At 62.4% G+C, this 24543-nt stretch carries 24 protein-coding genes; 13 read left to right on the top strand and 11 right to left on the bottom strand.

Annotated features, from left to right (window positions below):
• Nucleotides 1-90: 90 nt before the first annotated feature.
• On the bottom strand, nt 91-1011 hold the full coding sequence (locus tag PSH59_RS22350) for a histone deacetylase (protein ID WP_248078443.1): 921 nt from the start codon (nt 1009-1011) through the stop codon (nt 91-93).
• Nucleotides 1012-1086: 75 nt separating this feature from the next.
• Between PSH59_RS22350 and PSH59_RS22345 the strand changes: the two genes are divergently transcribed.
• Genes PSH59_RS22345 through PSH59_RS22335 form a run of 3 tightly spaced genes read left to right on the top strand, consistent with a single transcriptional unit; the run spans nt 1087 to nt 3148 of the window.
• Nucleotides 1087-1656, top strand: a complete 570-nt coding sequence (locus tag PSH59_RS22345; protein ID WP_248078442.1) for a GNAT family N-acetyltransferase — start codon at nt 1087-1089, stop codon at nt 1654-1656.
• A gap of 38 nt (nt 1657-1694) precedes the next feature.
• Nucleotides 1695-2564, top strand: a complete 870-nt coding sequence (gene tesB, locus PSH59_RS22340; RefSeq protein WP_305393691.1) for an acyl-CoA thioesterase II — start codon at nt 1695-1697, stop codon at nt 2562-2564.
• Nucleotides 2561-3148: an HAD family hydrolase gene (locus tag PSH59_RS22335; RefSeq protein WP_305393690.1), complete on the top strand. Its 588-nt coding sequence runs from the start codon at nt 2561-2563 to the stop codon at nt 3146-3148. Before tesB ends, PSH59_RS22335 begins: the two co-directional genes overlap by 4 nt.
• 35 nt (nt 3149-3183) lie before the next feature.
• Here PSH59_RS22335 and PSH59_RS22330 read toward each other — a convergent pair whose 3' ends face one another.
• From PSH59_RS22330 to PSH59_RS22320, 3 genes are read right to left on the bottom strand one after another with little or no spacing between them, the layout of a single operon-like run.
• Nucleotides 3184-4158, bottom strand: coding sequence for an alpha/beta hydrolase (locus PSH59_RS22330; RefSeq protein ID WP_305393689.1), 975 nt, complete (start codon nt 4156-4158; stop codon nt 3184-3186).
• Entirely contained in the window at nt 4159-5046 is an 888-nt protein-coding gene (locus tag PSH59_RS22325; protein ID WP_248078435.1) for a neutral zinc metallopeptidase, read from the bottom strand.
• Between the two features lie 56 nt (nt 5047-5102).
• Nucleotides 5103-5516 carry a lipoprotein gene (locus PSH59_RS22320; protein ID WP_248078433.1) on the bottom strand — a complete coding sequence of 138 codons (414 nt, stop codon included), beginning with the start codon at nt 5514-5516 and terminating at the stop codon, nt 5103-5105.
• Nucleotides 5517-5708: 192 nt separating this feature from the next.
• On the opposite strand from PSH59_RS22320, the gene PSH59_RS22315 reads away from it, so the two are divergent.
• The gene (locus PSH59_RS22315) at nt 5709-6587 is read left to right on the top strand and encodes a DMT family transporter (protein ID WP_248078431.1); all 879 of its coding nucleotides are present in this window, start codon (nt 5709-5711) and stop codon (nt 6585-6587) included.
• On the opposite strand, the gene PSH59_RS22310 is transcribed toward PSH59_RS22315, so the two are convergent.
• Nucleotides 6588-7922 (bottom strand): MFS transporter, encoded by a 1335-nt coding sequence (locus PSH59_RS22310; protein ID WP_248078429.1) that lies wholly within the window; start codon nt 7920-7922, stop codon nt 6588-6590.
• A 223-nt stretch (nt 7923-8145) separates the two neighbouring features.
• Between PSH59_RS22310 and quiC the strand changes: the two genes are divergently transcribed.
• Nucleotides 8146-10047, top strand: a complete 1902-nt coding sequence (gene quiC, locus PSH59_RS22305) for a 3-dehydroshikimate dehydratase QuiC (protein ID WP_305393688.1) — start codon at nt 8146-8148, stop codon at nt 10045-10047.
• Between the two features lie 80 nt (nt 10048-10127).
• Nucleotides 10128-10793, top strand: a complete 666-nt coding sequence (locus PSH59_RS22300; protein ID WP_248078425.1) for a TetR/AcrR family transcriptional regulator — start codon at nt 10128-10130, stop codon at nt 10791-10793.
• A gap of 50 nt (nt 10794-10843) precedes the next feature.
• On the opposite strand, the gene PSH59_RS22295 is transcribed toward PSH59_RS22300, so the two are convergent.
• From PSH59_RS22295 to PSH59_RS22280, 4 genes are all read right to left on the bottom strand, one after another.
• Nucleotides 10844-11692, bottom strand: coding sequence for a shikimate dehydrogenase (locus PSH59_RS22295; RefSeq protein ID WP_248078423.1), 849 nt, complete (start codon nt 11690-11692; stop codon nt 10844-10846).
• The gene (gene aroQ / locus PSH59_RS22290) at nt 11689-12138 is read right to left on the bottom strand and encodes a type II 3-dehydroquinate dehydratase (RefSeq protein ID WP_248078421.1); all 450 of its coding nucleotides are present in this window, start codon (nt 12136-12138) and stop codon (nt 11689-11691) included. Before aroQ ends, PSH59_RS22295 begins: the two co-directional genes overlap by 4 nt.
• 228 nt (nt 12139-12366) lie before the next feature.
• Nucleotides 12367-13446 (bottom strand): tRNA (uridine(54)-C5)-methyltransferase TrmA, encoded by a 1080-nt coding sequence (gene trmA, locus PSH59_RS22285; RefSeq protein WP_305393687.1) that lies wholly within the window; start codon nt 13444-13446, stop codon nt 12367-12369.
• Nucleotides 13443-14738, bottom strand: coding sequence for an NCS2 family permease (locus PSH59_RS22280; RefSeq protein ID WP_248078417.1), 1296 nt, complete (start codon nt 14736-14738; stop codon nt 13443-13445). Before PSH59_RS22280 ends, trmA begins: the two co-directional genes overlap by 4 nt.
• 188 nt (nt 14739-14926) lie before the next feature.
• Between PSH59_RS22280 and PSH59_RS22275 the strand changes: the two genes are divergently transcribed.
• The 4 genes from PSH59_RS22275 (at nt 14927) to PSH59_RS22260 (ending at nt 19142) form a co-directional block, all read left to right on the top strand.
• Nucleotides 14927-15373 carry a DUF4879 domain-containing protein gene (locus PSH59_RS22275; protein ID WP_305393686.1) on the top strand — a complete coding sequence of 149 codons (447 nt, stop codon included), beginning with the start codon at nt 14927-14929 and terminating at the stop codon, nt 15371-15373.
• Between the two features lie 96 nt (nt 15374-15469).
• Nucleotides 15470-15976 (top strand): (2Fe-2S)-binding protein, encoded by a 507-nt coding sequence (locus PSH59_RS22270; RefSeq protein ID WP_248078413.1) that lies wholly within the window; start codon nt 15470-15472, stop codon nt 15974-15976.
• On the top strand, nt 15973-16962 hold the full coding sequence (locus tag PSH59_RS22265; RefSeq protein WP_305393685.1) for a xanthine dehydrogenase family protein subunit M: 990 nt from the start codon (nt 15973-15975) through the stop codon (nt 16960-16962). Before PSH59_RS22270 ends, PSH59_RS22265 begins: the two co-directional genes overlap by 4 nt.
• Nucleotides 16959-19142, top strand: coding sequence for a xanthine dehydrogenase family protein molybdopterin-binding subunit (locus tag PSH59_RS22260; protein WP_305393684.1), 2184 nt, complete (start codon nt 16959-16961; stop codon nt 19140-19142). Before PSH59_RS22265 ends, PSH59_RS22260 begins: the two co-directional genes overlap by 4 nt.
• Before the next feature lie 20 nt (nt 19143-19162).
• On the opposite strand, the gene PSH59_RS22255 is transcribed toward PSH59_RS22260, so the two are convergent.
• On the bottom strand, nt 19163-20401 hold the full coding sequence (locus PSH59_RS22255) for an MFS transporter (protein ID WP_305393683.1): 1239 nt from the start codon (nt 20399-20401) through the stop codon (nt 19163-19165).
• A gap of 322 nt (nt 20402-20723) precedes the next feature.
• On the opposite strand from PSH59_RS22255, the gene PSH59_RS22250 reads away from it, so the two are divergent.
• From PSH59_RS22250 to PSH59_RS22240, 3 genes are read left to right on the top strand one after another with little or no spacing between them, the layout of a single operon-like run.
• On the top strand, nt 20724-22163 hold the full coding sequence (locus PSH59_RS22250; protein WP_305393682.1) for a cytochrome ubiquinol oxidase subunit I: 1440 nt from the start codon (nt 20724-20726) through the stop codon (nt 22161-22163).
• Nucleotide 22164: 1 nt separating this feature from the next.
• A complete protein-coding gene (cydB, locus tag PSH59_RS22245) occupies nt 22165-23172 on the top strand; it encodes a cytochrome d ubiquinol oxidase subunit II (protein ID WP_305393681.1) in 1008 nt (335 codons plus the stop codon).
• Between the two features lie 12 nt (nt 23173-23184).
• Nucleotides 23185-23352 (top strand): DUF2474 domain-containing protein, encoded by a 168-nt coding sequence (locus PSH59_RS22240; RefSeq protein ID WP_248078401.1) that lies wholly within the window; start codon nt 23185-23187, stop codon nt 23350-23352.
• A 65-nt stretch (nt 23353-23417) separates the two neighbouring features.
• On the opposite strand, the gene PSH59_RS22235 is transcribed toward PSH59_RS22240, so the two are convergent.
• The gene (locus PSH59_RS22235) at nt 23418-24542 is read right to left on the bottom strand and encodes a class I SAM-dependent methyltransferase (RefSeq protein WP_248078399.1); all 1125 of its coding nucleotides are present in this window, start codon (nt 24540-24542) and stop codon (nt 23418-23420) included.
• Nucleotide 24543: the final 1 nt, after the last annotated feature.

Raw genomic sequence — 24543 nt, 5'->3', positions numbered from 1 at the left:
CCTACGCGCCTTATGGCTACTCGCTCTCAGACGTTTACGCTCAAGTTATCCACAGGCCGTTCCACAGCCATTGTGGGTAACGCCCACAATTCAATGACAACCTGATGACGTCCATACTCGTTGCGCGCTGTGGTGCAGGATGCCGTGGCGGCGAGCCAGGGCCGGACGGTCCTTGCTATACCCGCCGCCGATCACGCCCATCACCGGGATGTCTCGGCCCAGGCAGTGACGCATCACGCTTTCGTCGCGGGCGGCGAGGCCTGCGTCTGTCAGCTTGAGGTAACCGAGGGCGTCATCTTTATGCACATCCACCCCGGCGTCGTAGAGCACCAGGTCGGGTTGGTAAAGCGGCAGCAGGTAGTTGAGGGCATCGTCGACCACTTTGAGGTAATCGGCATCGCCCATGCCCATGGGCAGCGGGATGTCCCAGTCGCTTTGGGCCTTGCGTGCCGGGAAGTTCTTTTCGCAGTGCAGCGACACGGTGATCGCTTCCGGCGTGTCATGCAGGATCCGCGCGGTGCCATCGCCCTGGTGCACATCGCAATCGAATATCAGCACGCGGCTGACCCGGTCGCTGGCCAGCAGGTAATGGCTGATCACCGCCAGGTCATTGAAGATGCAAAAGCCCGCCGGGTAATCGTAGTGGGCATGGTGGGTGCCGCCCGCCAGGTGGCAGGCCAGGCCGTGTTCGAGGGCCTGTTCGGCGGCCAGGATCGAACCGCCTACCGCGCGCACGGTGCGCCGGGCGAGGTCTTCGCTCCAGGGCAGGCCGAGGCGGCGTTGGTCTTCACGCGACAGCTCGCCGCTCATGTAGCGCGCGATGTACCCCGGTTCGTGGGCCAGGGCCAGGATGTCGGCAGGGCACAATGGCGGGCGCAGCAATTGGCTGTCCTGGGTCAGGCCGCTGTCCACCAGGTGATCGCGTAGCAGGCGGAATTTGTCCATGGGGAACCGATGGTCCGCCGGGAACGCAGGGCTGTAGTCGTCGTGGTAGATCAATGGCAAAGGCATGGGATTTTCTGACGGGAAACTGCGAAGGATCTTACCAGCGCTGTACACTCACGCACATGGCAAGGGAGGGGACCCATGGAGCCGATACTTGAATTGGAAAGTGCACGCCTGGTGCTGCGCCAATGGCGCGACACCGACCTGCCGGAGTTTGCGCGCATGTGCGCCGACCCGCAGGTAATGCGCTATTTCCCGGCCACATTGAGCCACCTGGAAAGCGCCGCGTTGATCGGCCGGATTCGCGGGCATTTTGCTGAATACGGCTTTGGCTTCTGGGCCTTGCAACGCAAAGACACCGGCGCCTTTATCGGCCTCACCGGGTTGCAGAATGTCAGCTTTGAAGCCGGCTTTACCCCCGCGGTGGAAACCGGCTGGCGCCTGGCCCGCGAACACTGGGGCCTGGGCTACGCCAGTGAGGCGGCGTGGACCGCGCTGCGCTGTGGTTTCGACCGCCTGCAGTTGGATGAAATCGTCGCCTTCACCACCCAAACGAATCTGCCCTCACAAAAAGTCATGCAGGCCATCGGGATGCATTACGATCCCGGGGCTGATTTTGAACACCCCAAGGTCGCAGCCGGTGAACCGCTGCGACCGCATGTTTTGTACCGCATCACCCGCGCCCAATGGTTGGACACGCTGCACGGATAAGCAGCCCGGAATGCCCCATAGATTGTAGGAGTTGCTCTATGAGCCAAGTATTGGAAGATCTGGTGGACTTGCTGACCCTGGAGCCGATCGAGGAAAACCTCTTTCGCGGCCGCAGCCAGGACCTGGGTTTTCGCCAACTGTTCGGTGGCCAGGTGCTCGGCCAGTCGCTGTCGGCCGCCAGCCAGACCGTAGAAGAAGCGCGGCACGTGCATTCGCTGCACGGTTATTTCCTGCGCCCCGGCGACGCGGCATTGCCGGTGGTGTACTCGGTGGACCGTGTGCGTGACGGCGGCAGTTTCAGCACGCGCCGCGTGACGGCGATCCAGAAAGGTCACCCGATCTTCACCTGCAGCGCGTCGTTTCAGTACGACGAAAAAGGCTTTGAGCACCAAACCACCATGCCCGTGGTGGTCGGCCCGGAAAATCTGCCGTCGGAGCTGGAGCTGACCCAACAGCGTGCGCACCTGATCCCCGAGCACATGCGCGAGAAGCTGCTGTGCCCCAAGCCCATCGAAGTGCGCCCGGTCACCGAAAAAGACCCGTTCAACCCGCAACCGTCCGACCCGGTCAAATACGTGTGGTTTCGTGCCGACGGCGCGCTGGCCGACACGCCGGCGCTGCACAAATACCTGCTGGCCTACGCTTCGGATTTCGGTCTGCTGACCACCTCGCTGCTGCCCCATGGCAAGACGGTGTGGCACAAAGACATGCAAGTGGCCAGCCTCGACCACGCGCTGTGGTTCCACGCCGACCTGCGTGCCGATGATTGGTTGCTGTATGCCATGGACAGCCCGTGGGCCGGCAATTCCCGTGGGTTTTCCCGTGGCAGCGTGTACAACCGCGCCGGGCAACTGGTGGCCTCAGTGACCCAGGAAGGTTTGATTCGCCATCGCAAGGACTGGGCATGAGCCTCAGTGAGGTGAAGCACTGGGTGTTCGACATGGACGGCACCCTCACAGTGGCCGTGCATGACTTTGCGGCCATTCGCGTGGCCCTGGACATTCCCCCCGAGGACGACATTCTCACGCACCTGGCGGCGCTGCCAGCGGAGGAGGCGGCGGCCAAGCATGCCTGGTTGCTGGAGCATGAGCGGGAATTGGCGCTGGGTTCCGTCGCCGCTTCAGGCGCGGTGGAACTGGTGCGTGAGTTGGCCGGCCGTGGCTGTCGCTTGGGCATCCTGACGCGTAATGCGCAGGAGTTGGCGCATGTGACGCTGGAGGCCATTGGCCTGGCGGACTGCTTTGCCGTCGGAGACGTGCTGGGTCGTGAAGATGCACCGCCCAAGCCCGACCCGGGTGGGGTGTTGAAGCTGGCAGCCGCCTGGGACGTTGCGCCGAGCGAAATGGTGATGGTCGGTGATTACCGCTTTGACCTCGATTGCGGCCGGGCGGCGGGGGCGCGCACGGTGCTGGTTAACTTGCGTGAAAACCCTTGGCCGGGGTTGGCGGATTGGCACGCCGAGGATTGTGTGGCGCTGCGCCGGATGATCTAAACCAGGCGACGCACATCCATTGTGGCTTTGGTTGGTTATTGGGTGAACAACACGTTTTGCCCCTCTGGCGACGTAAACATTGCGTCCCCGTCATGTCCAACACCCGGCACTTCCACCAGCGTTTGGCGCAACTGCGGATGGCGCCGCTTGAGGTAGTCAAAATAGTTGTGCCCGCGAATCAGCCGATAGGCGCCCTGGGCCTCGGCTTCGCAGCGTTTATCCAGCGCCGGGTGGTTGGGGTCGATGTCCTGCTGGCCCAGCAGGTAAGTGATGTCGCGTAACACGTAAGCCTGCTCCAGTTGCTCGGCACGCTGGCCCTTGGCGTAGGCCGGCAGGTGTTGCAGGCCGTACTTCCAGTCGTTGAAGCCAGGGCAGCGTGCGGCGTCGAACGGCACCGGCCGCTGCGGGCTGAAGTAGGCGTAGGACGACGGGTTGGCCACCACGTAACGCAGGCGTATGCCTTCAGTTTGCAGGCTTGGGTGGGCGTGGCCGAGGAGCGCAAAGCGCTGTACGACCTGGGCGCCACCGGAATGCCCGGCCACCACGATTTCCTTCAGCGCCGGGAACAATGTGCGGTTGCCCAGGTGTTTGATGATCTGGTCCAGCGCGCCGTACGAACTGACGTGGACAGGCCCGGTGGAAGGCTCGCCGGCCATCCAGTCGTTGCCCTTCCAGCGCAGTAACCGGTCATCCAGCTGGTTGCGTTTTACATCCGACTCATTGAGAAACTGCGGCGCGATCACCAGCGTGCCGGCACCCACGGCGGCGCGCTGCGCGGCCTCGACACCGCTGTGCAGGTAGGTCTGCGCATTGCGCAGGCGCCCGTGCACGATGATCAGCGCGCGGGTGACGCCGGGCAGCGGCTGGCGCCAGTCCTGGCTCAGGCCCAGGCTCAGATCGCCGCCCTCCAACTGAAAACGCTCGGGACTGATCACCTTGACGCCGTGCTCGGCAGCCAGGGGTGAGCAAGACACCAATAGTCCCAACAGCCAGCCCCAACGTTTATTCATTTAAAGGCTCTTGGCGGCGAAGGTATCGCATTGAGTGATCTGGCCTTGGGCGAAGCCGGTCTTGAACCAGCGCACGCGCTGCGCCGAGGTGCCGTGGGTGAACGAGTCCGGCACCACGCGGCCTTGGCCTTGTTGCTGCAAACGGTCATCACCGATGGCGTTGGCCGCGTTCAAGGCTTCTTCGATGTCGCCGGGTTCGAGCCAGTTCAGGCGTTTTTGCGCACGGTTGGCCCACACGCCGGCGAAGCAGTCGGCTTGCAGTTCCTGACGTACCAGCAGGCCACCGTCGCCTTGCATTGGCCGGCCCTGTTCGCGTGCGGCCTGGATTTTCGAGGAGATGCCCAGCAGCGTCTGCACATGGTGCCCGACTTCGTGGGCAATCACGTAGGCCTGGGCAAAGTCGCCGGCGGCCTGGAAGCGTTGTGACATTTCCCGGAAGAAATCCAGGTCCAGGTACACCTGTTGATCCGCCGGGCAATAGAACGGGCCGCTGGCCGAGGTGGCGCCACCGCAGGCGGAATTGACCCGTCCGCGGAACAGGATCAGTTTCGGGTTCTTGTAGGTCAGGCCGTTTTCCTTGAACACCTGGCCCCAGGTGTCTTCGGTGTCACCGAGTACGGCGCGGACGAAATCGGCCTGCTCATCGTTGGCGGGCGGGGCCTGGCGCGATTGCGTGCTGACTGACGGCGCCTGCTCCATCTGGCCGGTCAACTGGCCGAGGATCTGCAGCGGGTCCTGGCCGGTCAGCCAGCCGATGCCGACGATCAGCACAATCGCCGTGAGACTCAGGCCCTTGCCGCCGCCAAAACGCATGCCGCCACCGCCGCCGCCACTGTCATTACGGGCATCCACCACGTTGTCGCTGCGTCGGCCTTTTTTCCATAGCATGGGGCAATCCTCTTGATGAACGGTCCTACAAAGATGTGGGTTGAGTATGGCCGGTATTAGCGGCAGTACCCTTCACCGGTATTCACGACCAGGCAGTCTTTTTTATCCGCCAGCCATTTAAGCCCCGTGGCTTCGCCGTCGCCTGCGCGCAGCAATTGCGGGCCGTCCGGACGGGTGAAGGCGATGCCGTCCTCAAACGCTGCGCCCTTGAAGGTGCCGGAGTCTTCGGCGTCGAGGCCGTATTGCATGGTGAGGATGTAGTGGCCGCGGCCGACCACGTCGTCCTTGGCGATGGTCAGGTGCAGGCCTTCGACGCCCACCCATTTGCCGAGCCACTGATCGGTGGGCGGGGTTTGCGGCACCAGGGTCGCCTGGACTGAAGCGGGCGCCGGTTTTGGCGCATCCTTGGCCTCCTGCTGGCAAGCGGTAAGCAGGGCAAGGGCAGACAACGCAAAGAAGGTTTTTTTCATAACAACTAGGCCTTGGTTAAAAAGTGTGCAACGCCGGGGCGAGCGTGCAGGGTTGGACTCGATTCGGGTGATTTAGTGCGCTGATCGCCCGGTGTTTGGTTATGCTCTTGGGGCACATTCCAACCCGGCTGCTAGATTACCGGGTTGAGCGCCACCGCGTTCAGCGTTCCACCCGCCACGCAAGAGACTTCCATGACTGTCAGTACCCCGCTTTCCGGCGTCAACCATCCCTTCAAAGGCATCCTGCTGATTGTGCTGGCGACGTTTCTGTTTTCCAGCCACGACGCCTTGTCCAAATACCTGGCCGGTTTCTACCCGATCGTGATGGTGGTGTGGGTGCGTTACGTGGTGCATACGTTGTTGATGGCTGGCATCTTTCTGCCGCAATCGGGCCTGCGCGTGCTGCGCAGCAAGCGACCCGGCATGCAGGTGGTGCGGGCGTTGTGCCTGCTCGGTACGAGCCTGTTCTTCACGACAGCGTTGCATTACATCCCGTTGGCAGAGGCCACGGCGGTGAACTTTCTCGCGCCGATCCTGGTGACCGCGCTGTCGGTGCCGCTGTTGGGTGAGCACGTGACGCGTGGCCAATGGCTGGCGGTGATCTGCGGGTTCGTCGGGGTGCTGGTGATCATCCATCCCGGCGGCGAGCTGTTCACCCCGGCGGTGCTGTTGCCGTTGTGTTCGGCGCTGTTCTTCTGCTTTTACCAACTGCTGACGCGCATCCTCAGCCAATACGACACGCCGACCACCAGCAACTTCTTCGCCGGGCTGTGCAACACCCTGGTGATGAGCGCGATGGTGCCGTTCTTCTGGCAGGTCCCTACGCTGTGGCATGGGGTGTTGATGCTGGCGCTGGGCACCTGTGGGATGACGGCGCACTTGATGCTGACCCAGGCGTTCCGCTTTGCCGCGCCGGCCTTGCTGGCGCCGTTCGGCTATTGCCAGATCGTGTTTGCGGGGTTGCTGGGCTGGCTGGTGTTCAACCATACCCCCGATGGGACCACGGTGATCGGCATCGGGGTGATCTGCATGAGCGGGTTGGCCGCTGCCTGGCAGCAGCGGCGGCGTTGATCAAGCGTCGACGGTGGGAATCTTGCGCGGCGCCATGAAGTACATCCAGGTCAGCGCAATGAAATACATCGCCGGGATCAACGTGAACAACACGGTGTAGTTGTTGTTGGTCACGGTGAGGATATGACCGACGATCTGGGTCATGAACATGCCGCCGATGGCCGCGCACATCCCGCCGAAACCGAACACCGTGCTCATCATGTGCTTGGGCGTGTAGTCCATCACCAGGCTCCAGATGTTGGCGGTCCAGGCCTGGTGCGCACCGATGGCCAGGGAGATCGCGAACACCGCCACCCACAGCTGGCTGGAACCGGCCGCCATGATTACGCCCACGATGCAGCAGGCGAACAGCAGCATCGACAGCAGCCGCGCCTTGATCGGGTTCATCCCGCGGCCGATCAGGAACGAAGACAGGATGCCCCCACCCACACTGCCGAAGTCGGCGGTCAGGTAGATGATGATCAGCGGGATGCCCATCTGGGTCACGTTGATGCCCAGGTTGTATTGCTGGTTCAGAAACGGCGGCAGCCAGTACAGGTAGAACCAGAACACCGGAGCGGTCAGCGCGTAGGCGATGGCGAAGGCCCAGGTGCCGCGCATGCGCAGGATGCGGCTGAACGGTACGCCCGGTTGTTCCGGTTCGACTTCCCGTTGCACGTAATCCAGTTCCGATTGTTTAACGCTCGGATGATCTTCGGGGTTGTAGTACTTCAACCCCCAGAACACCAGCCAGATCGCGCCCAGCGACGCCATGCACAGAAACGCTGCTTGCCAGCCCCATACGTGCAGGATCAACGGCAGCAGCATCGGCGTCATCATCGCGCCGACGTTGGTACCGGCGTTGAAGATCCCGGTGGCGACCGCACGCTCACCGGCGGGGAACCACAAGCGCGTGGTCTTGACGCAGGCCGGGTAGTTGGCGGCTTCGGTCAGCCCGAGGATAAAGCGGCAGACCATAAAGCCGACGGCCGACGTGGCAAGGCCGTGGGCGCCGGTCGCCAGGCTCCACAGCAGCACGGCGCAGAAGAACACGCGTTTCACACCCACGCGGTCGATCAAGCGGCCTTGCAGCACAAAGCCGATGGCATAACCGACCTGGAACCAAAAGTTGATGTTGGCGTAGTCCATCGCCGTCCAGCTCATTTCCTTGGCCAGGATCGGTTGCATCACGCCCAGTGCGGCGCGGTCGATGTAGTTGAGGGTGGTGGCGAAAAACACCAGGGCCAGCATGCCCCAGCGAGTTTTACCCACGGCCATGGCGCCGCGGATCTTGTCGCCGATGCCGGCGTGCGGGGTGCCGGGGCGCGAGGCCAGGGCGGAGTTTTGCAGAGGCATGTGGTTGTACCCGTTTTTTGAAATTTTTATGGTGTGTTCTGGGTCTTTTGTTACACGGTGATGCGGGATTGATGGTGCGCAGTGGCTAAAACATCGTCAATTCGCCAAAGGGGCTTAGTGTTCGATAATCGCACCAAAAACTAACCGGTTCGTACATTTTAATTGCTGCGTGTAGGCTGGGGGCGAATAATTTGCCACAAACAACAATTGCCGGGAGTCACCCATGCAACGTTCCATCGCCACCGTGTCCTTGAGCGGCACCCTGCCGGAAAAGCTCGAAGCCATTGCCGCCGCCGGGTTCGATGGGGTTGAGATCTTCGAGAACGACTTGTTGTATTACGACGGCAGCCCCCGTGAAGTCAGGCAGATGTGCGCCGACCTCGGCATTGCCATCACCTTGTTCCAGCCATTCCGCGACTTTGAAGGCTGCCGCCGCGACCGCCTGGCGCGCAACCTGGAGCGCGCCGAACGCAAGTTTGACCTGATGCAGGAGCTGGGCACCGACCTGGTGCTGGTATGCAGCAACGCCGCGGCGGACTCGCTGGGCGATGAACGTATTTTGCTCGATGACCTCAGCCTGCTCGCCGAACACGCCGGCCGTCGCGGCTTGCGCATTGGTTATGAAGCACTGGCCTGGGGCCGGCACGTGAACACCTGGGAACAGGTGTGGAACCTGGTACGCCAGGTCGACCACCCGAGCCTTGGTGTGTTGCTCGACAGTTTCCACACCCTGTCGCTCAAGGGCGACCCGAGCGCCATCGCGCAGATCCCCGGCGACAAGATCTTCTTTGTGCAAATGGCCGACGCGCCGATCCTGGCCATGGACGTCCTGGAGTGGAGCCGGCATTTCCGTTGCTTCCCCGGCCAGGGCGAATTCGACTTGGCGGGCTTTCTCGCGCCGATCATCAAGAGCGGTTACACCGGGCCGCTGTCTCTGGAGATTTTCAACGACGGTTTCCGCGCCGCGCCGACCCGCGCGAATGCCGCCGATGGCCTGCGCTCGCTGTTGTATCTGGAGGAAAAGACCCGCCAGCGCCTGGCCGAGGAGGCGCCTGCCGCCCCGGTGGATATCCTCTTCCAGACCCCGGCCGCCAGCGAATACGACGGCATCGAGTTCCTTGAGTTTGCGGTGGATGAAAACCTCGGCGCCAAGCTGACCAACTGGCTGGAGCGCCTGGGCTTCGTCAAGGCCGGGCAGCACCGTTCCAAGAGTGTGAGTCTGCTGCGCCAGGGGGATATCAACCTGATCCTCAACTGTGAACCCTATTCCTTCGCCCACAACTTTTTCGAAGCCCATGGGCCGTCGTTGTGCGCCACCGCGATTCGGGTCAAGGACAGCGCCAAGGCCCTGGAGCGGGCGGTGGCCTACAAGGGCCAGCCGTATCGCGGCCTGGTCGGGCCCAACGAACTGGAACTGGCGGCGGTGCGCGCGCCGGATGGCAGTCTGATTTACCTGGTGGATCAAAGCGAGGGTGGCCTGTACGACACCGACTTCAACCTGCAGGCGGCAACGGCCACCAGTGGCGGCCTGCTGCGCATCGACCATATGGCCATGGCGCTGCCGGCCGACAGCCTCGACAGTTGGGTGCTGTTCTACAAGAGCCTGCTGGATTTCGAAGCCGATGACGAAGTGGTGCTGCCCGACCCTTACGGTCTGGTGAAGAGCCGCGCACTGCGCAGCCGCTGCAGTTCGATTCGCCTGCCGCTGAATATCTCCGAGAACCGCAACACCGCGATTTCCCACGCGCTGTCGAGCTATCGCGGCTCGGGCGTGCACCACATTGCCTTCGACTGTGCGGATATTTTCGCCGAAGTGCGCCGCGCCAAAGAGGCCGGTGTGCCGCTGCTGGATATCCCGCTCAACTACTACGATGACCTGGCGGCACGCTTCGACTTTGACGATGAGTTCCTCAGCGAGCTGGCGTACTACAACGTGTTGTACGACCGTGATGCCCAGGGCGGTGAGTTGTTTCACGTGTACACCGAGCCCTTCGAAGGGCGGTTTTTCTTCGAGATCATCCAGCGCAGGAACGGTTACGCCGGCTACGGTGCGGCCAACGTGGCGGTGCGGTTGGCGGCCATGGCCAAGTCCCGCAGCGGAGCGGTGCGCCAGGCACGTTTATAACGGCGGGGCGGGTGCTTCCTTCGGCGAGCGCCGCAGCCCATAATCGCGGCCTGCACAATAAAAATGGCCGTGAACGCACCATGACCTCAAGTCCCGAACTCCCCGCGGTGCCAGACGCGCCGCGCAAGAGTCGCAAGAACAACCCGGAAAAGACCCGCGAAAACATCCTCCAGGAAGCCATCGTGGAATTTGTCCAGCAGGGCCTTGCCGGCGCCCGCGTGGACGCGATTGCCGAACGCATCCACACCTCCAAACGCATGATCTATTACTACTTCGGCAGCAAGGAGCAGTTGTACGTCGAGGTGCTGGAAAAGCTCTACGGCGATATCCGCAACACCGAAACGCGCATGAACCTGACGGCGCTGGAGCCGCGTGAAGCGATTCGGCGGCTGGTGGAGTTCACCTTTGATCACCACGATCAGAACGTGGACTTCGTGCGCATCGTCAGCATCGAAAATATCCACAACGGCGAGTACGTCAAACGCACCGACACCATCAAGGCGATGAACAGCAAAATCCTTGAAGGGCTGGGTGTGACGTTGCGCCGGGGTGCCGAGATGGGGTTGTTCCGTGAAGGCCTGGAACCGTTGGACGTACACCTGTTGATCAACTCATTCAGCTTTTACCGCGTGTCAAACCGCCATACGTTCAGTGAGATCTTTCAGATCGAGCTGTCGGACGAGGCGGTTAAACAGCGGCATCGCGAGATGATCTGCGAGTCGGTACTGCGGTACTTGCAGGCCTGAGGCAGGCGCGGACCGAATGAGGGAGGGGCAAGCGCCCCCCGTTTTGTCGGTCAGGTGTTCATGCTTTGGAAATGCGCCAACATCCTGTGCGCATCGGCCACTTCGCCGCTGAATAACTCAAACGCCTTCACCGCCTGAAACACCGCCATATTGCCGCCATCCAAGGTGCGGCACCCCAGGGCGCGTGCGTTGCGCAGCAGCTCGGTTTCCAGCGGGAAATACACGATCTCCGCGACCCACAATTGCGCGCGCAGCAGGCCGGCAGGCACTGGCATGCCAGGCAGCTTGGCCATGCCCATCGGCGTGGTGTTGACCAGGCCATCGGCCTCGGCCATGGCGTTCTCGAGGTTCTGGCCCACTTGCGCCCGACCGCTGCCGAAACGCTGGGCCAGGTTATCCACAAGGTCTTTGGCGCGGGTGACGTCGACGTCGAAAATACTCAAGTGCTCCACGCCCTCGGCCAGCAGCGCATGGGCCACCGCCGCCCCCGCACCGCCGGCCCCCATCTGCACCACGCGCTGGCGCGGCACATCCTGCAAGTTACGTCGGAAACCTTCGGCGAACCCCAGGCAATCGGTGTTGTGGCCGATGCGTTTGCCGTCCTTGAACACCACCGTGTTCACCGCGCCGATACCACGGGCCTCGTCGGACAGTTCATCAAGCAACGGCAGGATTGCCTGTTTGCACGGGTAGGTAATGTTCAGCCCGGTGAAGTTCATCTGCTCGGCGGCGCGCAGCAGATCGGGCAGGGCATTGATGTCCAGGTGCAGGGGCTCAAGGTCGATCAAGCGATACAGGTAACGCAAACCCTGGGCATCGCCTTCCTGTTCATGCAGGGCAGGGGTACGGGAGGCCTGGATACCGGCGCCGATCAGGCCGGCGAGAATACGCGGTTTCATTGAGCCGATCCCTTGAGCAACTGGCTGAAATGTTCCAGGGCCAGATGGTAGCCGTGGCTGCCGAACCCGGCGAGCACCGCCTTGGCGATGGGCGATACAAACGAGTGATGACGAAACGCTTCACGGGCATGCACGTTGGAGAGATGCACTTCGATCACCGGCACCTCGCTGGCCACCAGCGCGTCGCGAATCGCCACCGAGGTGTGGGTCCAGGCCGCCGGGTTGATCACGATCCCGGCGCAACGTTGGCGGGCGCCCTGGATCCAGTCCAGCAACTCGCCTTCGTGGTTGGTCTGGCGAAATTCGATTTTCAACCCCAACTTTTCGGCACTGCGGCCGCACAGGGCGGCGACGTCAGCCAGGGTTTCATGGCCATAGGTGGCCGGCTCGCGGGTGCCGAGCAGGTTAAGGTTGGGGCCGTTGAGCACCAGCACGATGGGCGGCATAAGAGGTCTCTCCACAGTTCTTGTTCGTTGTGGAGATAAAATGTACTGGTTAGTTAATTTGGTCAATTGAAGGTGGCGGATGTGTTCGATTATCGAACTGTTAATCAAGCGCCCGCTGCGGGCGAATCACATCAGAGATCAATAGCGGGGTGTCCATCAGCAACCCCTTGACTGACCCGCCGCCATCGGGGGCAAGCCCCCACCTTTGCGCAGCGAGGGGGCCTGGAATTATCGGCGGGTCAGCAACACTCCGGATTCCATATGGTGCGTCCATGGAAACTGGTCAAACATTGCACACCGGGTGATCCGGTGGGTGTCGTGCAGTTGCGCGATGTTCGCCGCCAACGTTTCCGGGTTGCAGGAGATGTACAGGATGTTGTCGAAGCGCCGGGTCAGCTCGCAGGTGTCCGGGTCCATGCCGGCGCGGGGCGGGTCGACGAATACGCTGCCGAATTCGTAGCTTTTCAGGTCGATGCCGTGCAGGCGACGGAACGGGCGCACTTCGTTGAGGGCTTCGGTGAGTTCCTCGGCGGAGAGGCGCACCAGGGTGACGTTATCCACCGCGTTTTCAGCGAGGTTGCTCAGGGCGGCGTTCACCGATGTCTTGCTGATCTCGGTGGCCAGTACCTTGCGTACGCGGGTCGCCAACGGCAGGGTGAAGTTACCGTTGCCGCAGTACAGCTCCAGCAGATCGTCCGGGCGATCGCCCAGCGCTTCGTAGGCCCAATTGAGCATCTTCTGGTTCACGGTGCCATTGGGCTGCGTGAAGGCGCCTTCGGGCTGGCGGTAGCTGAAGGTGCGGCCGCCCACGTCGAGCTTTTCCACCACGTAGTCGTGGCCGATCACATCACGTTTGCCTTTGGAGCGCCCGATGACGCTCACGTTCAGGTCCGCGGCCAGCTTGTTGGCGGCGGTGTGCCAGTGCTCGTCCAGCGGGCGGTGATAACACAGGGTGATCATTGCGTCGCCGGCCAGGGTGGTGAGGAACTCCACCTGGAACAGCTTGTGGCTCAGGGCTGCGCTGGCTTGCCAGGCGGCTTTGAGTTGCGGCATCAACTGGTTGATGCGCTGGCTGGCAATGGGGAACGCGTCGATCAGGATCGGCGTGCGCTTGTCATCCTGGGAGAACATTGCGTAGTGACGATCACCGCCTTCGCGCCACAGGCGAAACTCCGCCCGCAGGCGGAAGTTCTGCAGAGGCGAGTCGAATACTTGGGGCTCGGGCGCGTCGAACGGTGCCAACAGGTCACGCAAGCGCGTGACCTTGTCTTGCAGTTGAACGGTGTAGCTTGCGGCGTCAAAAGTCATGCGTTGAACCAGCCCAGCTTGATCACAAACAGAATCGACAGAATCACCAGCGCCGGGTTCAGCTCACGGTAACGGCCCGAAAGCAGCTTGATGGCGGTCCAGGCGATGAAACCGAAGGCGATGCCGTTGGCGATGGAGTAAGTGAAGGGCATCGCCAGGGCGGTGATCACCACCGGCGCTGCCACCGTAATGTCGTCCCAATCGATTTCGGCCAGGCCTTGGCTCATCAGCACCGCCACAAACAGCAAGGCTGGCGCGGTGGCATAGGCCGGCACGCTGGCGGCCAGTGGCGAGAAGAACAACGCCAGCAAAAACAGGATCGCGACCACGATAGCGGTCAAGCCGGTACGGCCACCGGCGCTCACGCCTGCGGCCGATTCGATGTAGCTGGTAGTGGTCGAGGTGCCCAGCAGGGAACCGGCCATGGCAGCGGTACTGTCGGCGATCAGTGCACGGCCCATTTTCGGCATGTGGCCATCTTTGCCCATCAGACCGGCGCGCTTGGCGACGCCGATCAGGGTGCCGGAGTTGTCGAACAGGTCCACGAACAGGAAGGCGAAGATCACGCTGACCAGGCCGATGTCCAGCGCGCCCTTGATATCCAACTGCAGGAAGGTCGGCGCCAGGGACGGCGGTACCGAGGTCACGCCGAGGAACGGCGTGAAGCCCAGGACGATGGAGGCGACGGTCACCGCCAGGATGCCGATCAGCACCGCGCCGCGTACGGCCAGGGCTTCCAGCGCGACGATCAGCACGAAACCCAGGGTGGCCAGGATCGGCGCCGGTTGTTTCAGGTCGCCCAGGCCGACCATGGTGGCCGGGTTGCTCACCACGATACCGGCGTTATGCAGGGCGATCAGCGCCAGGAACAGGCCGATGCCGGCGGCAATCGCCGAGCGCAGCGGCAGGGGGATGGCGTTGATGATCCACTCACGAATGCGGAAGATCGACAGCAGGAAAAACAGCACCGCCGAAATGAACACCGCGCCCAGCGCCACCTGCCAGGTGTGGCCCATGTGCAGCACGACGGTGTAGGTAAAGAAGGCGTTGAGGCCCATGCCCGGTGCAAGCGCGATCGGGTAGTTGGCGATCAGGCCCATCACGGTGGAACCGATGGCCGCCGCCAGGCACGTGGCGACGAACACCGCGCCCTTGTCCATGCCGGTCTCGCCGAGGATGCTCGGGTTCACGAACAGAATGTAGGCCATGGCCAGGAATGTCGTGATGCCCGCGAGGATCTCGGTGCGCACGTTGGTGTTGTGTGCTTTGAGTTGAAACAGCTTTTCCAGCATGCCTGCTCCCTGTGACGCTATTTTGCGTCGTGATTTGTTGACCTCTAAGTCAAAGCACAAATTGCGCCAAGCGCCTGTGGTTCCAGAGAGGATCGGAAAAAGCGGCGCATCATACCAGCAGCCGAGGCTGTGTGGCGCATGGCCTTGAGGCATACTGCGCCGACGTTCAATAACGGGTCATCGACAGCATGAAAAAAGCCAACGCGTGGAGTCTAGCGCTGATCCCTTGTCTCGGCCTGTGGCTGGGCGCGGCACCGGCGTGGGGCGCGACTGCACCGGCCTTGAGCGAGGTGCGGGTGTTCAAGGTCGAGTCGGCGGGATGCTCCGAAACCATCCCGGAGCGTGCGCAGAGCACCCAGATGTGCGCCCACCGTGGGCCCACCAAGGTCTCGGTGATGGAAGTCGGCCTGGGCAACAATCCCGTGGGCCGCTTCAATGGAGCCGAGTTGAGCGGGACGCGTACCCCGGTGTGCCAGGTCGGCAACGTCAGCCAGGCCTGCACTGGCACGGGCACCTTGATGGGCTACATCTATGTGTTTGACCTGGACGTCAAAGCCCAGGGCTGGTTCGAATACAGCAACTCGTCGATCAACCCTCCGCGAAATACCCTCAAGACCCTGCTCAATATCCACTGATCAATCATCTTGAACGCTCAAAACCTCGCAAAGTCGTACCCCTGAGACGGCGATTTTCCTGAACGCCGCGGATGTACACAGACCCGTGAGGTGTTTATGAGCGCGACCCCCAATGGCGCGGCGGCCCAACCGTTCGTCGCCCGCACAATACGCTTGACCCTGAACGGCCAGTCCCGCGAGCTGGACGTCTTGCCCTGGACCACCCTGCTGGACCTGCTGCGTGAACAACTCGACCTGATTGGCAGCAAAAAAGGCTGCGACCACGGCCAATGTGGTGCCTGCACCGTGTTGCGCGACGGCAAACGCATCAACGCCTGCCTGACCCTGGCGGTAATGTGCGATGGCGCCACGTTGACCACCATCGAAGGCCTGGCCAGCGGCGACCAGTTGCACCCCATGCAGCAAGCCTTTATCAAACACGACGCCTTCCAGTGCGGTTACTGCACGCCTGGCCAGATCTGCTCCGCCGTTGGCCTGGCCAATGAGGGGCGTGCCCACGACAGCGCACAGGTCAAGGAGCTGATGAGCGGCAACCTATGCCGCTGCGGTGCCTACACCAACATTCGCGACGCCATTGAGGATGTGCTGGGAGGTGAGCGATGAACCCCTTCCACTACAGCAAGCCGAAAGACGTCCATGAAGCCGTGCACCTGAGCAGCGCGGTCTCACGTTTTATCGCGGGCGGCACCAACCTGCTGGACCTGATGAAAGAAAACATCAGCCGCCCCGAGCACCTGATCGACATCACCGGCCTGCCGTTGCATGACATTAAACAGACCGCCAGTGGCGGGCTGCTGATCGGCGCATTGGTGAGCAACGCCGACCTGGCCTGGCACCCGCTTATCGAACAGCGTTACCCATTGCTGTCCCAGGCCATTCTTGCCGGTGCCTCGCCGCAACTGCGCAACATGGCCAGTACCGGCGGAAACCTGCTGCAGCGCACCCGCTGCTATTACTTCTATGACGCCACCGTGCCGTGCAATAAGCGCGAGCCCGGCAGCGGTTGCCCGGCGCGCAACGGCCTGAACCGTATCCACGCAATTCTTGGCGCCAGCGAGCAGTGCGTAGCGACTCATCCGTCGGACATGTGCGTGGCGCTGGCGGCACTCGACGCGCGGGTGCATGTCGAAGGGCGCGGCGGCGCGCGGGTGATCGAGTTTGCCGACTTCCATCGCTTGCCCGGTGATGCACCGCAACGTGACAACCAACTGGCCGACGATGAGCTGATCACCGCGATTGAGCTGCCCGCCGATCAACTGGCGCGTCACAGTCATTACTTGAAGGTGCGTGATCGTGCGTCCTATGCCTTTGCCTTGGTCTCCGTCGCTGCCGCGCTTGAGCTGGACGGTGATGTGATCATTGATGCGCGACTGGCCCTGGGCGGCGTGGCCCACAAGCCTTGGCGCGACCGTGCGGTAGAAGCGTGCTTGATCGGCCAGTCCGTCAGTCGCGAAACCTTCAGCAACGCCGCCGACGCCGTGCTTCAAGACGCCGAGCCGCTGCAACACAACGGCTTCAAGATCAAACTGGCGCGCCGTGCAATTGTGCGCGCCTTGAGCGACGCCGCTGTCGCAGGAGAACAGCCATGACAGCTATCGGCAAACCCCTGGACCGTGTCGACGGTCTGCTCAAGGTCACCGGGCAAGCGCGCTATGCCGGTGAATTCCCCGAGGCTGGCCTGCTGCACGGCAGTGTGGTGTCCAGCACCATTGCCAAAGGCCGCGTGCTCAGCATCGACGCCTCCAAGGCCCTGGCGCTGCCAGGGGTGGTGGACGTCATCCATCACCTCAACCGGCCGAAAATCGCCAGCTACGATGACGCCTTTGCCGACGCCGATGCCGCCGATGGCTCGCCGTTCCGTCCGCTCTACAACGACCGTGTGCTCTACAGCGGCCAGCCGCTGGCCCTGGTGGTCGCCGACAACCTGGAACTGGCGCGGCACGCAGGCTCGTTGATCGAGATCGAATACGCACGCGAAGACTTCGAGACCGACTTGCTCGCCCAGCAGGAACGGGCCTACCCGTCCCCGCAGACGCCGCCGGCACCGCGCGGCAACTTCCAGGCCGAATGGGCCGGCGCCGCCATCAGCCTTGATGTGCACTACAGCACCCCCATCGAACACCACAACCCCATGGAGCCCCATGCCAGCACCGTGCTGTATCAGCCGGATGGCACGCTGCATATCCATGACAAGACCCAGGGCCCGCAAAACTGTCAGGCCTACGTGCAAAAAGTGTTCGGCCTGGATAAAAGCCAGGTGCGCATTTTTGCCGCTTTTGTCGGCGGTGCTTTTGGTTCGGGGCTGCGCCCGCAGTATCAACTGCCGTTGGCGGTGATGGCGGCACTGGCGCTCCAGCGTTCGGTGCGGGTGACCCTGACGCGCCAGCAGATGTTCACGTTCGGCTACCGCCCGCGCACCCTGCAGCGTCTGCAAATGGGCGCCGCTGCCAACGGACGCCTGCTGGCACTGGGGCATACGGCGATTGGCCAGACGTCGCGTTTCGAGGACTTCAGCGAGCACGTGGTGGAGTGGAGCGGCATGCTCTACCACTGCGATAACGTGCAGTTGACCTACAAACTGGTGCCGCTGGATGTGTTCACCCCGTTGGACATGCGCGCGCCCGGTGCAGCGCTCGGTGTGATCGGCCTGGAATGTGCCATGGACGAACTGGCCTGCGCCCTGGCCATCGACCCGGTGCAACTGCGGCTGATCAACTATGCCGAACGCAATGGGAACGAAGACAAACCCTGGTCGAGCAAAGCCTTGCGTGAGTGCTACAGCGAAGGCGCCGAGCGTTTTGGCTGGAAGCAGCGCAACCCGGAACCGCGCAGCATGCGCGATGGTCGCCAGTTGATCGGCTGGGGCATGGCCGGCGGCGTGTGGGAGGCGATGCAGATGAAGGCCAGCGCCAAGGCGCGGATCGATGCCGAGGGCAAGCTCACCGTCAGCAGTGCAACCACGGACATCGGCACCGGCACCTATACGGTAATGACCCAGATCGCGGCCCAGGCCAGCGGCGTGGCGGTGGAAGACGTGAGCTTCCTGCTCGGCGACTCATCGTTGCCCACCGCGCCGCTGCAGGGCGGCTCGTTCACCGTGTCTTCGGTGGGCACCGCCGTGCAGCAAGCCTGCGAAGCACTGGCGGCCAAACTGCTGACCGTTGCGCGCCAGACATACCCGGTGTTCAACGACGCCGAGTCGGTACGCTTTGAAGACGGCCAGTTGCACACCGGTGATGTGAGTGTGTCATTGGCGCAACTGGTCAAGGACAGTGGCGAGGAGGCCTTGCAGGTGCAGGTCGACAGCGAGCCCGACAAAAAGCGCGAGGGCTATGCCACCGCCACCCATTCGGCGGTGTTTGTGGAAGTGCGGGTCGATGAAGACCTGGGCACCATCAAGGTCAGCCGGGTGGTCAGCGCGATTGCCGCCGGGCGGGTGGTCAATCCCAAGATGGCGCGCAGCCAGATTCTCGGCGGGGTGGTGTGGGGCATCGGCATGGCCCTGCATGAAGAGACGCAGATCGATCATCGGTTGGGCCGCTACATGAACCACAGCCTGGCCGAGTACCACCTGCCGGTGAATGCCGATATCGGTGACATTGACGTGGTGTTTGTCGAAGAACATGACGAAATCGTCAACGCACTCGGTTCCAAGGGCGTCGGCGAAATCGGCATTGTCGGGGTCGCTGCAGCGGTGGCCAATGCGATTTACCACGCCACCGGCAAGCGTGTGCGGGAGTTTCCCATCACTTTGGACAAGGTGATCTAGCGCGACGCGCTTTGATAGGCTCAGGCCTTGGGCTCTTCCACGGGCACGTGCATGCGGTCCCGGTTGGCCAGGGTGGGGAACAGTTTGATCCACACCCCGGTCACCAGCAGCGTACCGATGCCGCCCATGACCACGGCGGGCACGGTGCCGAACCAGTGGGCGGTAATGCCGGACTCGAACTCGCCCAATTGGTTGGACGCGCCGATAAACAGGCCGTTGACCGCACTGACTCGCCCGCGCATTTCATCCGGCGTCTCCAACTGCACGAAGGAGGCGCGGATGACCATGCTGATCATGTCCGCCGCGCCCAGCACCACCAGCACCGCCAGGGAAAACCAGAACGAAGTCGACAGGCCGAAGGCAATGGTCGCCACACCGAACACGCCGACTGCGGTGAACATCACGCGGCCCACGTGGCGGTCGACCGAGAAGCGTGCCAGCCACAGTGACATCAACAGCGCTCCCACTGCCGGCGCCGAACGCAGCAGGCCAAGGCCCCAGGCGCCGGTCAGCAGGATGTCTTTGGCGAACACCGGCAGCAGCGCGGTGGCGCCGCCCAGCAGCACGGCGAACAGGTCGAGGGAAATCGCCCCGAGAATGTCCTGGCGGCTGCGAATAAAGCGGATACCGGCCAGCAGCGAGTCCAGGGTGGCCTTGCCTTTGTTCAGCGGTGTCTGGCGGTTGGGCAGGTTGAGGGTCAGCGTGCAGGCAATGATGTACAGCACCACCGTGGGGCCATACACCCAGACGCTGCCGAACGCATAGAGCAGACCGCCCAGCGCCGGGGCGACGATGGTGGCCAGTTGCTGGGCCGATTGCGATGACGCCACGGCCCGCGGAAATAACGCACTGGGCACGATGCTGGGGAGCAGTGCCTGGGTGGTGGGCATTTCAAAGGAGCGTGCCGCACCCAGCAGGAAAGCGAGGATGAAGATCATCTCGCGGGTCACGCTGTCGGTCAGGCCGCCAATGGCCAGGCACAGGGCGATGCACGCCTGCACGGTCTGACAGATGGCGGCGACTTTGCGCCGTTCGTAACGGTCGGCCACATGCCCGGTGTGCAGCATGAACAGTACGCGCGGCACAAACTCGACCAGGCCGACCAATCCGAGGTCCAACACATTGCCGGTCAGTTGATAGAGGTTCCAGCCGATGGCCACGGTGAGCATCTGGAAGCCGCTGGCGGTGAAGATCCGTGCCAGCCAGAACGCAATGAAAGGACGGTGATGACGCAACAGCAACGCGGGTTCACTAGGCATCGGGAGTTCAGGTCAAGGCCGGAGGGAAGGGCGAGATTAGCATCAAGCTGTAACAAATAGTTGCAAGAACCCCACTGAGGCAAGCTGTCACGCGGCAAAAGACCACACGGCTGGACACACAAATTGGGACTACTCTTTGATCAATGCTTGATCCAGATCAACGCCCGCGTAGCGTTTGATCTGGCGGCCGCAAGGCCCGATTCCCCCGTGTGGCTGGTTAAAAAAAGAAACGAATTGAAATTCGTCACACTCCATATCCGTGGGGGCAGCAGTGGGTGCAGGCTCCCGCCAGCAGCCGGTATTACCTGACAGAGGAAAACTTATGTTCGGTTTGGAGGCGCTCGATCTCGCCCGAATTCAATTTGCGTTCACCATCTCGTTCCACATCCTGTTCCCGGCGATCACCATCGGCCTGGCCAGTTACCTTGCGGTGCTGGAAGGGTTGTGGCTCAAGACCCACAACGACACCTACCGTGACCTCTACCATTTCTGGTCGAAGATCTTTGCCGTCAACTTCGGCATGGGTGTGGTGTCCGGTCTGGTCATGGCCTACCAGTTCGGCACCAACTGGAGTCGCTTCTCGGATTTTGCCGGCGCCGTCACCGGACCGCTTCTGACCTACGAAGTGCTCACGGCCTTCTTCCTCGAGGCCGGTTTCCTTGGCGTGATGCTGTTCGGCTGGAACAAGGTCGGGCGCAAGCTGCACTTTTTCTCCACGGTGATGGTGGCCGTCGGCACCTTGATTTCCACGTTCTGGATCCTCGCGTCCAACAGCTGGATGCAGACGCCCCAGGGTTTTGAAATCATCGACGGCCGGGTGATCCCGACCGATTGGCTGGCAGTCATCTTCAACCCGTCGTTCCCCTACCGCCTGATGCACATGGCCACGGCGGCCTTTGTTGCCACTGCGTTCTTCGTCGGCTCGTCGGCGGCCTGGCATTTGCTGCGGGGCAGGGACAACCCGGCGATCCGCAAAATGCTCTCGATGGCCATGTGGATGGCCTTGATCGTGGCGCCTATCCAGGCGGTGATCGGTGACTTCCACGGCCTCAATACCCTTGAGCACCAGCCGGCGAAAATCGCGGCGATTGAAGGCCACTGGGAGAATAAGGGCGACGAGCCCACGCCGCTGATCCTGTTCGGCTGGCCGGACATGAAGGCCGAAGAAACCAAATACGCGGTCGAAATTCCCTATCTGGGCAGCCTGATCCTGACCCACTCGCTGGATAAACAGGTGCCGGCCCTCAAGGAGTTCCCGCCGGAGGACCGCCCTAATTCGACCATCGTGTTCTGGTCATTCCGGGTCATGGTCGGCCTGGGCTTTCTGATGATCTTCACCGGTCTGTTCAGCCTTTGGCTGCGCCGGGGCGACAAGATGTACACCTCCAAACCGTTCCTGTACCTGGCGTTGTGGATGGGGCTATCGGGCCTGATCGCGATTCTTGCCGGCTGGTTCACCACCGAGATCGGCCGACAGCCGTGGGTGGTCTACGGGCTGATGCGCACGGCGGACGCGTCCTCCGGGCATAGTCTGACGCAGATGACCATCACGCTTGTGCTGTTCGTGGTGGTGTACTTCGCGCTGTTCGGCGCAGGGTTGGGTTACATGATGCGCCTGGTGCGCAAAGGGCCTGTGACCCATGAAGGCAGCGAGCCCACCCATGGTGGTCCTGGCCAAAAACGCACACCGGCCCGTCCGTTGTCGGCTGCCGACGATGGCACCGACCAAGACCACGACCACATCCAGCACAAGGGGCATTGAGATGGGTATTGATCTTCCGCTGATCTGGGCTGTGATCATCATCTTCGGGATCATGATGTACGTGGTCATGGACGGCTTCGACCTGGGCATCGGCATCCTGTTTCCGTTCGTGAAGGGCAAGACCGACCGTGACGTCATGATGAACACCGTGGCGCCCGTGTGGGACGGCAACGAAACCTGGCTGGTCCTCGGCGGCGCGGGATTGTTCGGCGCCTTCCCGCTGGCCTATTCGGTGGTGTTGTCGGCGTTGTATCTGCCACTGATCCTGATGCTGATCGGGCTGATCTTTCGCGGCGTGGCCTTCGAGTTTCGCTTCAAGGCCAAGGACCACAAGCGTCATCTATGGGACAAGGCGTTTATCGGCGGCTCGATTGCCGCCACCTTCTTCCAGGGCGTGGCGCTGGGGGCGTTTATCGACGGCTTTGCAGTGGTCGACCGCCAGTTCGCCGGCGGCTCGCTGGACTGGTTCACCCCGTTCACGATGTTCTGCGGCGCGGCGCTGATCGTGGCCTACGCGTTGCTCGGCTGCACCTGGCTGATCATGAAGACCGAGGGCAAGTTGCAGGAGCAAATGCACAATCTGGCGCGGCCTTTGGCGTTCGTGGTGTTGGCGGTGATTGGCATCGTGAGTATCTGGACACCGCTGTCGCACCCGGAAATCGCGTCGCGCTGGTTCACCCTGCCTAACCTGTTCTGGTTCCTGCCGGTGCCGGTCCTGGTACTGGTGACGATGTACGGGCTGATCCGCGCGGTGGCGCGCAATGCGCATTACACGCCGTTCCTGCTGACCCTGGTGTTGATCTTCCTGGGCTACAGCGGTCTGGGTATCAGCCTGTGGCCGAACATCATTCCGCCGTCAGTGTCGATCTGGGACGCCGCCGCTCCGCCGCAAAGCCAGGGCTTCATGCTGGTGGGCACCTTGTTCATCATCCCGTTCATCCTGGGTTACACCTTCTGGAGCTACTACGTGTTCCGCGGCAAGGTCACCCACGAAGACGGTTATCACTAGGAGGGTCGTTGAATGTCCGGCAAGCCGACGTTGCACGAGATCGAAAAGGCCGAGAAGCAGCCGTTATGGCGGCGTCTGGGGTGGCTGGCGATGATCTGGACCGGCAGTGTGCTGGCCCTGTTTGTCGTGGCCAGCCTGATGCGCATGTTCATGAATGCGGCCGGCCTGACCACCCACTGACATCCCGACCGGGCTTCGCGGCCCGGCTTTGCAACCCTGCCTTTGGCAAGAAAGGCAGGTTTTTTTTATTTGCGTGCCTTAAGGATCACGAACTTGGGCGTGGCGGCCACCTGCTCGACACCCCGGAACAAGCGCGCCAACTTGCTGTGATAACCCAGGTGGCGGTTGCCCACGATATAAAGAGCACCGCCGACCACCAGCGCTTCGCGTGCCTGCTGGAACATGCGCCAGGCGAGGAAGTCGCCCACCACCTGCTGCTGGTGGAACGGCGGGTTGCACAGCACCACATCCAGAGAATCTGGCGCCTGACCGGCCAGGCCATCGCCGGCCTGTACCGTTACTTCGCGATGGCCGAGCGCCGCTTGCCAGTTCTCGGCCGCCGATTGCACGGCCATGTAGGACTCGTCCACCAGCGTGTAGTGGGCATCGGGGTTTTGCAGTGCGCTGGCAATGGCCAGTACGCCGTTGCCGCAACCCAGGTCGGCCACGCGTGCGCTGCCCAAGCCGGTCGGCAGGTGCGGCAGGAACGCGCGCGTGCCGATGTCCAGGCCTTCGCGGCAGAACACGTTGGCGTGGTTGAGCAGTTCGAGGGCGGGGGCGTCCAGCGTGTAGCGCGTGGGGTAGGGGGAAACGGCGGCCGGGCGGTCGGCCGGGGTTGCGATCAGCAGCCGGGCTTTCTTCACGGCCAACGAGGCGTGCATTGGGCCGATATAGCGCTCCAGCAACTCCCCGGCCGCCCGTGGCAAATGCTTGATCATCGCCCCGGCAATCACTTCGGCGCCCGGTGCCAGTTGACCTTGCAAGCGAATCAACTGTTCTTCCAGCAGCGCCAGGGTCTTGGGCACGCGGATCAGTACGCGGTCAAAAGGGCCGCTCGGGATTTGGCTGGCCGGTATGAAAGTCACGGCATCAAATGCCTTGCCGTTGCGCACCAGGTTTTTCTCCAGCCCTTGCGCGGCGAGGAATGAGTCGCCACTGGACGTCACCTGCACCCGGCCTTCAAGGCTGGCGGCCAGCGCGCCGAAGCTGTCGTTGAGTACCAGCACGCGTGTCGTCGCCGCTGGCTGCTGTTCTGCCAGGTGATTGAGCAGGTACTCGTCGGCGGCATCGAAGGCTTGCAGCGGATCGTTGTGCTGCTCTGGCTGGCGGATCAGATCGAGCTGGGCGAAGGGGCTTTCGAGCAGGGGCATG

Origin of the sequence: Pseudomonas sp. FP2309 (assembly GCF_030687575.1) — a bacterium.
In the GTDB taxonomy this organism is placed as follows: domain Bacteria; phylum Pseudomonadota; class Gammaproteobacteria; order Pseudomonadales; family Pseudomonadaceae; genus Aquipseudomonas.
The sequence above is the reverse complement of the archived record's forward strand: the minus strand, read 5'-3'. Positions and strand labels throughout refer to the sequence as shown.

Bases quoted from the DNA above. Each gene is read 5' to 3' on its own strand.
- PSH59_RS22235 (WP_248078399.1), bottom strand. From the start codon at position 24,542: ATGCCCCTGCTCGAAAGCCCCTTCGCCCAGCTCGATCTGATCCGCCAG.
- PSH59_RS22330 (WP_305393689.1), bottom strand. From the start codon at position 4,158: ATGAATAAACGTTGGGGCTGGCTGTTGGGACTATTGGTGTCTTGCTCA.
- PSH59_RS22280 (WP_248078417.1), bottom strand. From the start codon at position 14,738: ATGCTGGAAAAGCTGTTTCAACTCAAAGCACACAACACCAACGTGCGC.
- PSH59_RS22275 (WP_305393686.1), top strand. From the start codon at position 14,927: ATGAAAAAAGCCAACGCGTGGAGTCTAGCGCTGATCCCTTGTCTCGGC.
- PSH59_RS22255 (WP_305393683.1), bottom strand. From the start codon at position 20,401: ATGCCTAGTGAACCCGCGTTGCTGTTGCGTCATCACCGTCCTTTCATT.
- PSH59_RS22315 (WP_248078431.1), top strand. From the start codon at position 5,709: ATGACTGTCAGTACCCCGCTTTCCGGCGTCAACCATCCCTTCAAAGGC.
- tesB (WP_305393691.1), top strand. From the start codon at position 1,695: ATGAGCCAAGTATTGGAAGATCTGGTGGACTTGCTGACCCTGGAGCCG.
- PSH59_RS22300 (WP_248078425.1), top strand. From the start codon at position 10,128: ATGACCTCAAGTCCCGAACTCCCCGCGGTGCCAGACGCGCCGCGCAAG.
- PSH59_RS22350 (WP_248078443.1), bottom strand. From the start codon at position 1,011: ATGCCTTTGCCATTGATCTACCACGACGACTACAGCCCTGCGTTCCCG.
- PSH59_RS22270 (WP_248078413.1), top strand. From the start codon at position 15,470: ATGAGCGCGACCCCCAATGGCGCGGCGGCCCAACCGTTCGTCGCCCGC.
- trmA (WP_305393687.1), bottom strand. From the start codon at position 13,446: ATGACTTTTGACGCCGCAAGCTACACCGTTCAACTGCAAGACAAGGTC.
- PSH59_RS22295 (WP_248078423.1), bottom strand. From the start codon at position 11,692: ATGAAACCGCGTATTCTCGCCGGCCTGATCGGCGCCGGTATCCAGGCC.
- PSH59_RS22310 (WP_248078429.1), bottom strand. From the start codon at position 7,922: ATGCCTCTGCAAAACTCCGCCCTGGCCTCGCGCCCCGGCACCCCGCAC.
- PSH59_RS22325 (WP_248078435.1), bottom strand. From the start codon at position 5,046: ATGCTATGGAAAAAAGGCCGACGCAGCGACAACGTGGTGGATGCCCGT.
- PSH59_RS22265 (WP_305393685.1), top strand. From the start codon at position 15,973: ATGAACCCCTTCCACTACAGCAAGCCGAAAGACGTCCATGAAGCCGTG.
- PSH59_RS22240 (WP_248078401.1), top strand. From the start codon at position 23,185: ATGTCCGGCAAGCCGACGTTGCACGAGATCGAAAAGGCCGAGAAGCAG.
- PSH59_RS22250 (WP_305393682.1), top strand. From the start codon at position 20,724: ATGTTCGGTTTGGAGGCGCTCGATCTCGCCCGAATTCAATTTGCGTTC.
- PSH59_RS22260 (WP_305393684.1), top strand. From the start codon at position 16,959: ATGACAGCTATCGGCAAACCCCTGGACCGTGTCGACGGTCTGCTCAAG.
- aroQ (WP_248078421.1), bottom strand. From the start codon at position 12,138: ATGCCGCCCATCGTGCTGGTGCTCAACGGCCCCAACCTTAACCTGCTC.
- quiC (WP_305393688.1), top strand. From the start codon at position 8,146: ATGCAACGTTCCATCGCCACCGTGTCCTTGAGCGGCACCCTGCCGGAA.
- PSH59_RS22345 (WP_248078442.1), top strand. From the start codon at position 1,087: ATGGAGCCGATACTTGAATTGGAAAGTGCACGCCTGGTGCTGCGCCAA.
- PSH59_RS22335 (WP_305393690.1), top strand. From the start codon at position 2,561: ATGAGCCTCAGTGAGGTGAAGCACTGGGTGTTCGACATGGACGGCACC.
- PSH59_RS22320 (WP_248078433.1), bottom strand. From the start codon at position 5,516: ATGAAAAAAACCTTCTTTGCGTTGTCTGCCCTTGCCCTGCTTACCGCT.
- cydB (WP_305393681.1), top strand. From the start codon at position 22,165: ATGGGTATTGATCTTCCGCTGATCTGGGCTGTGATCATCATCTTCGGG.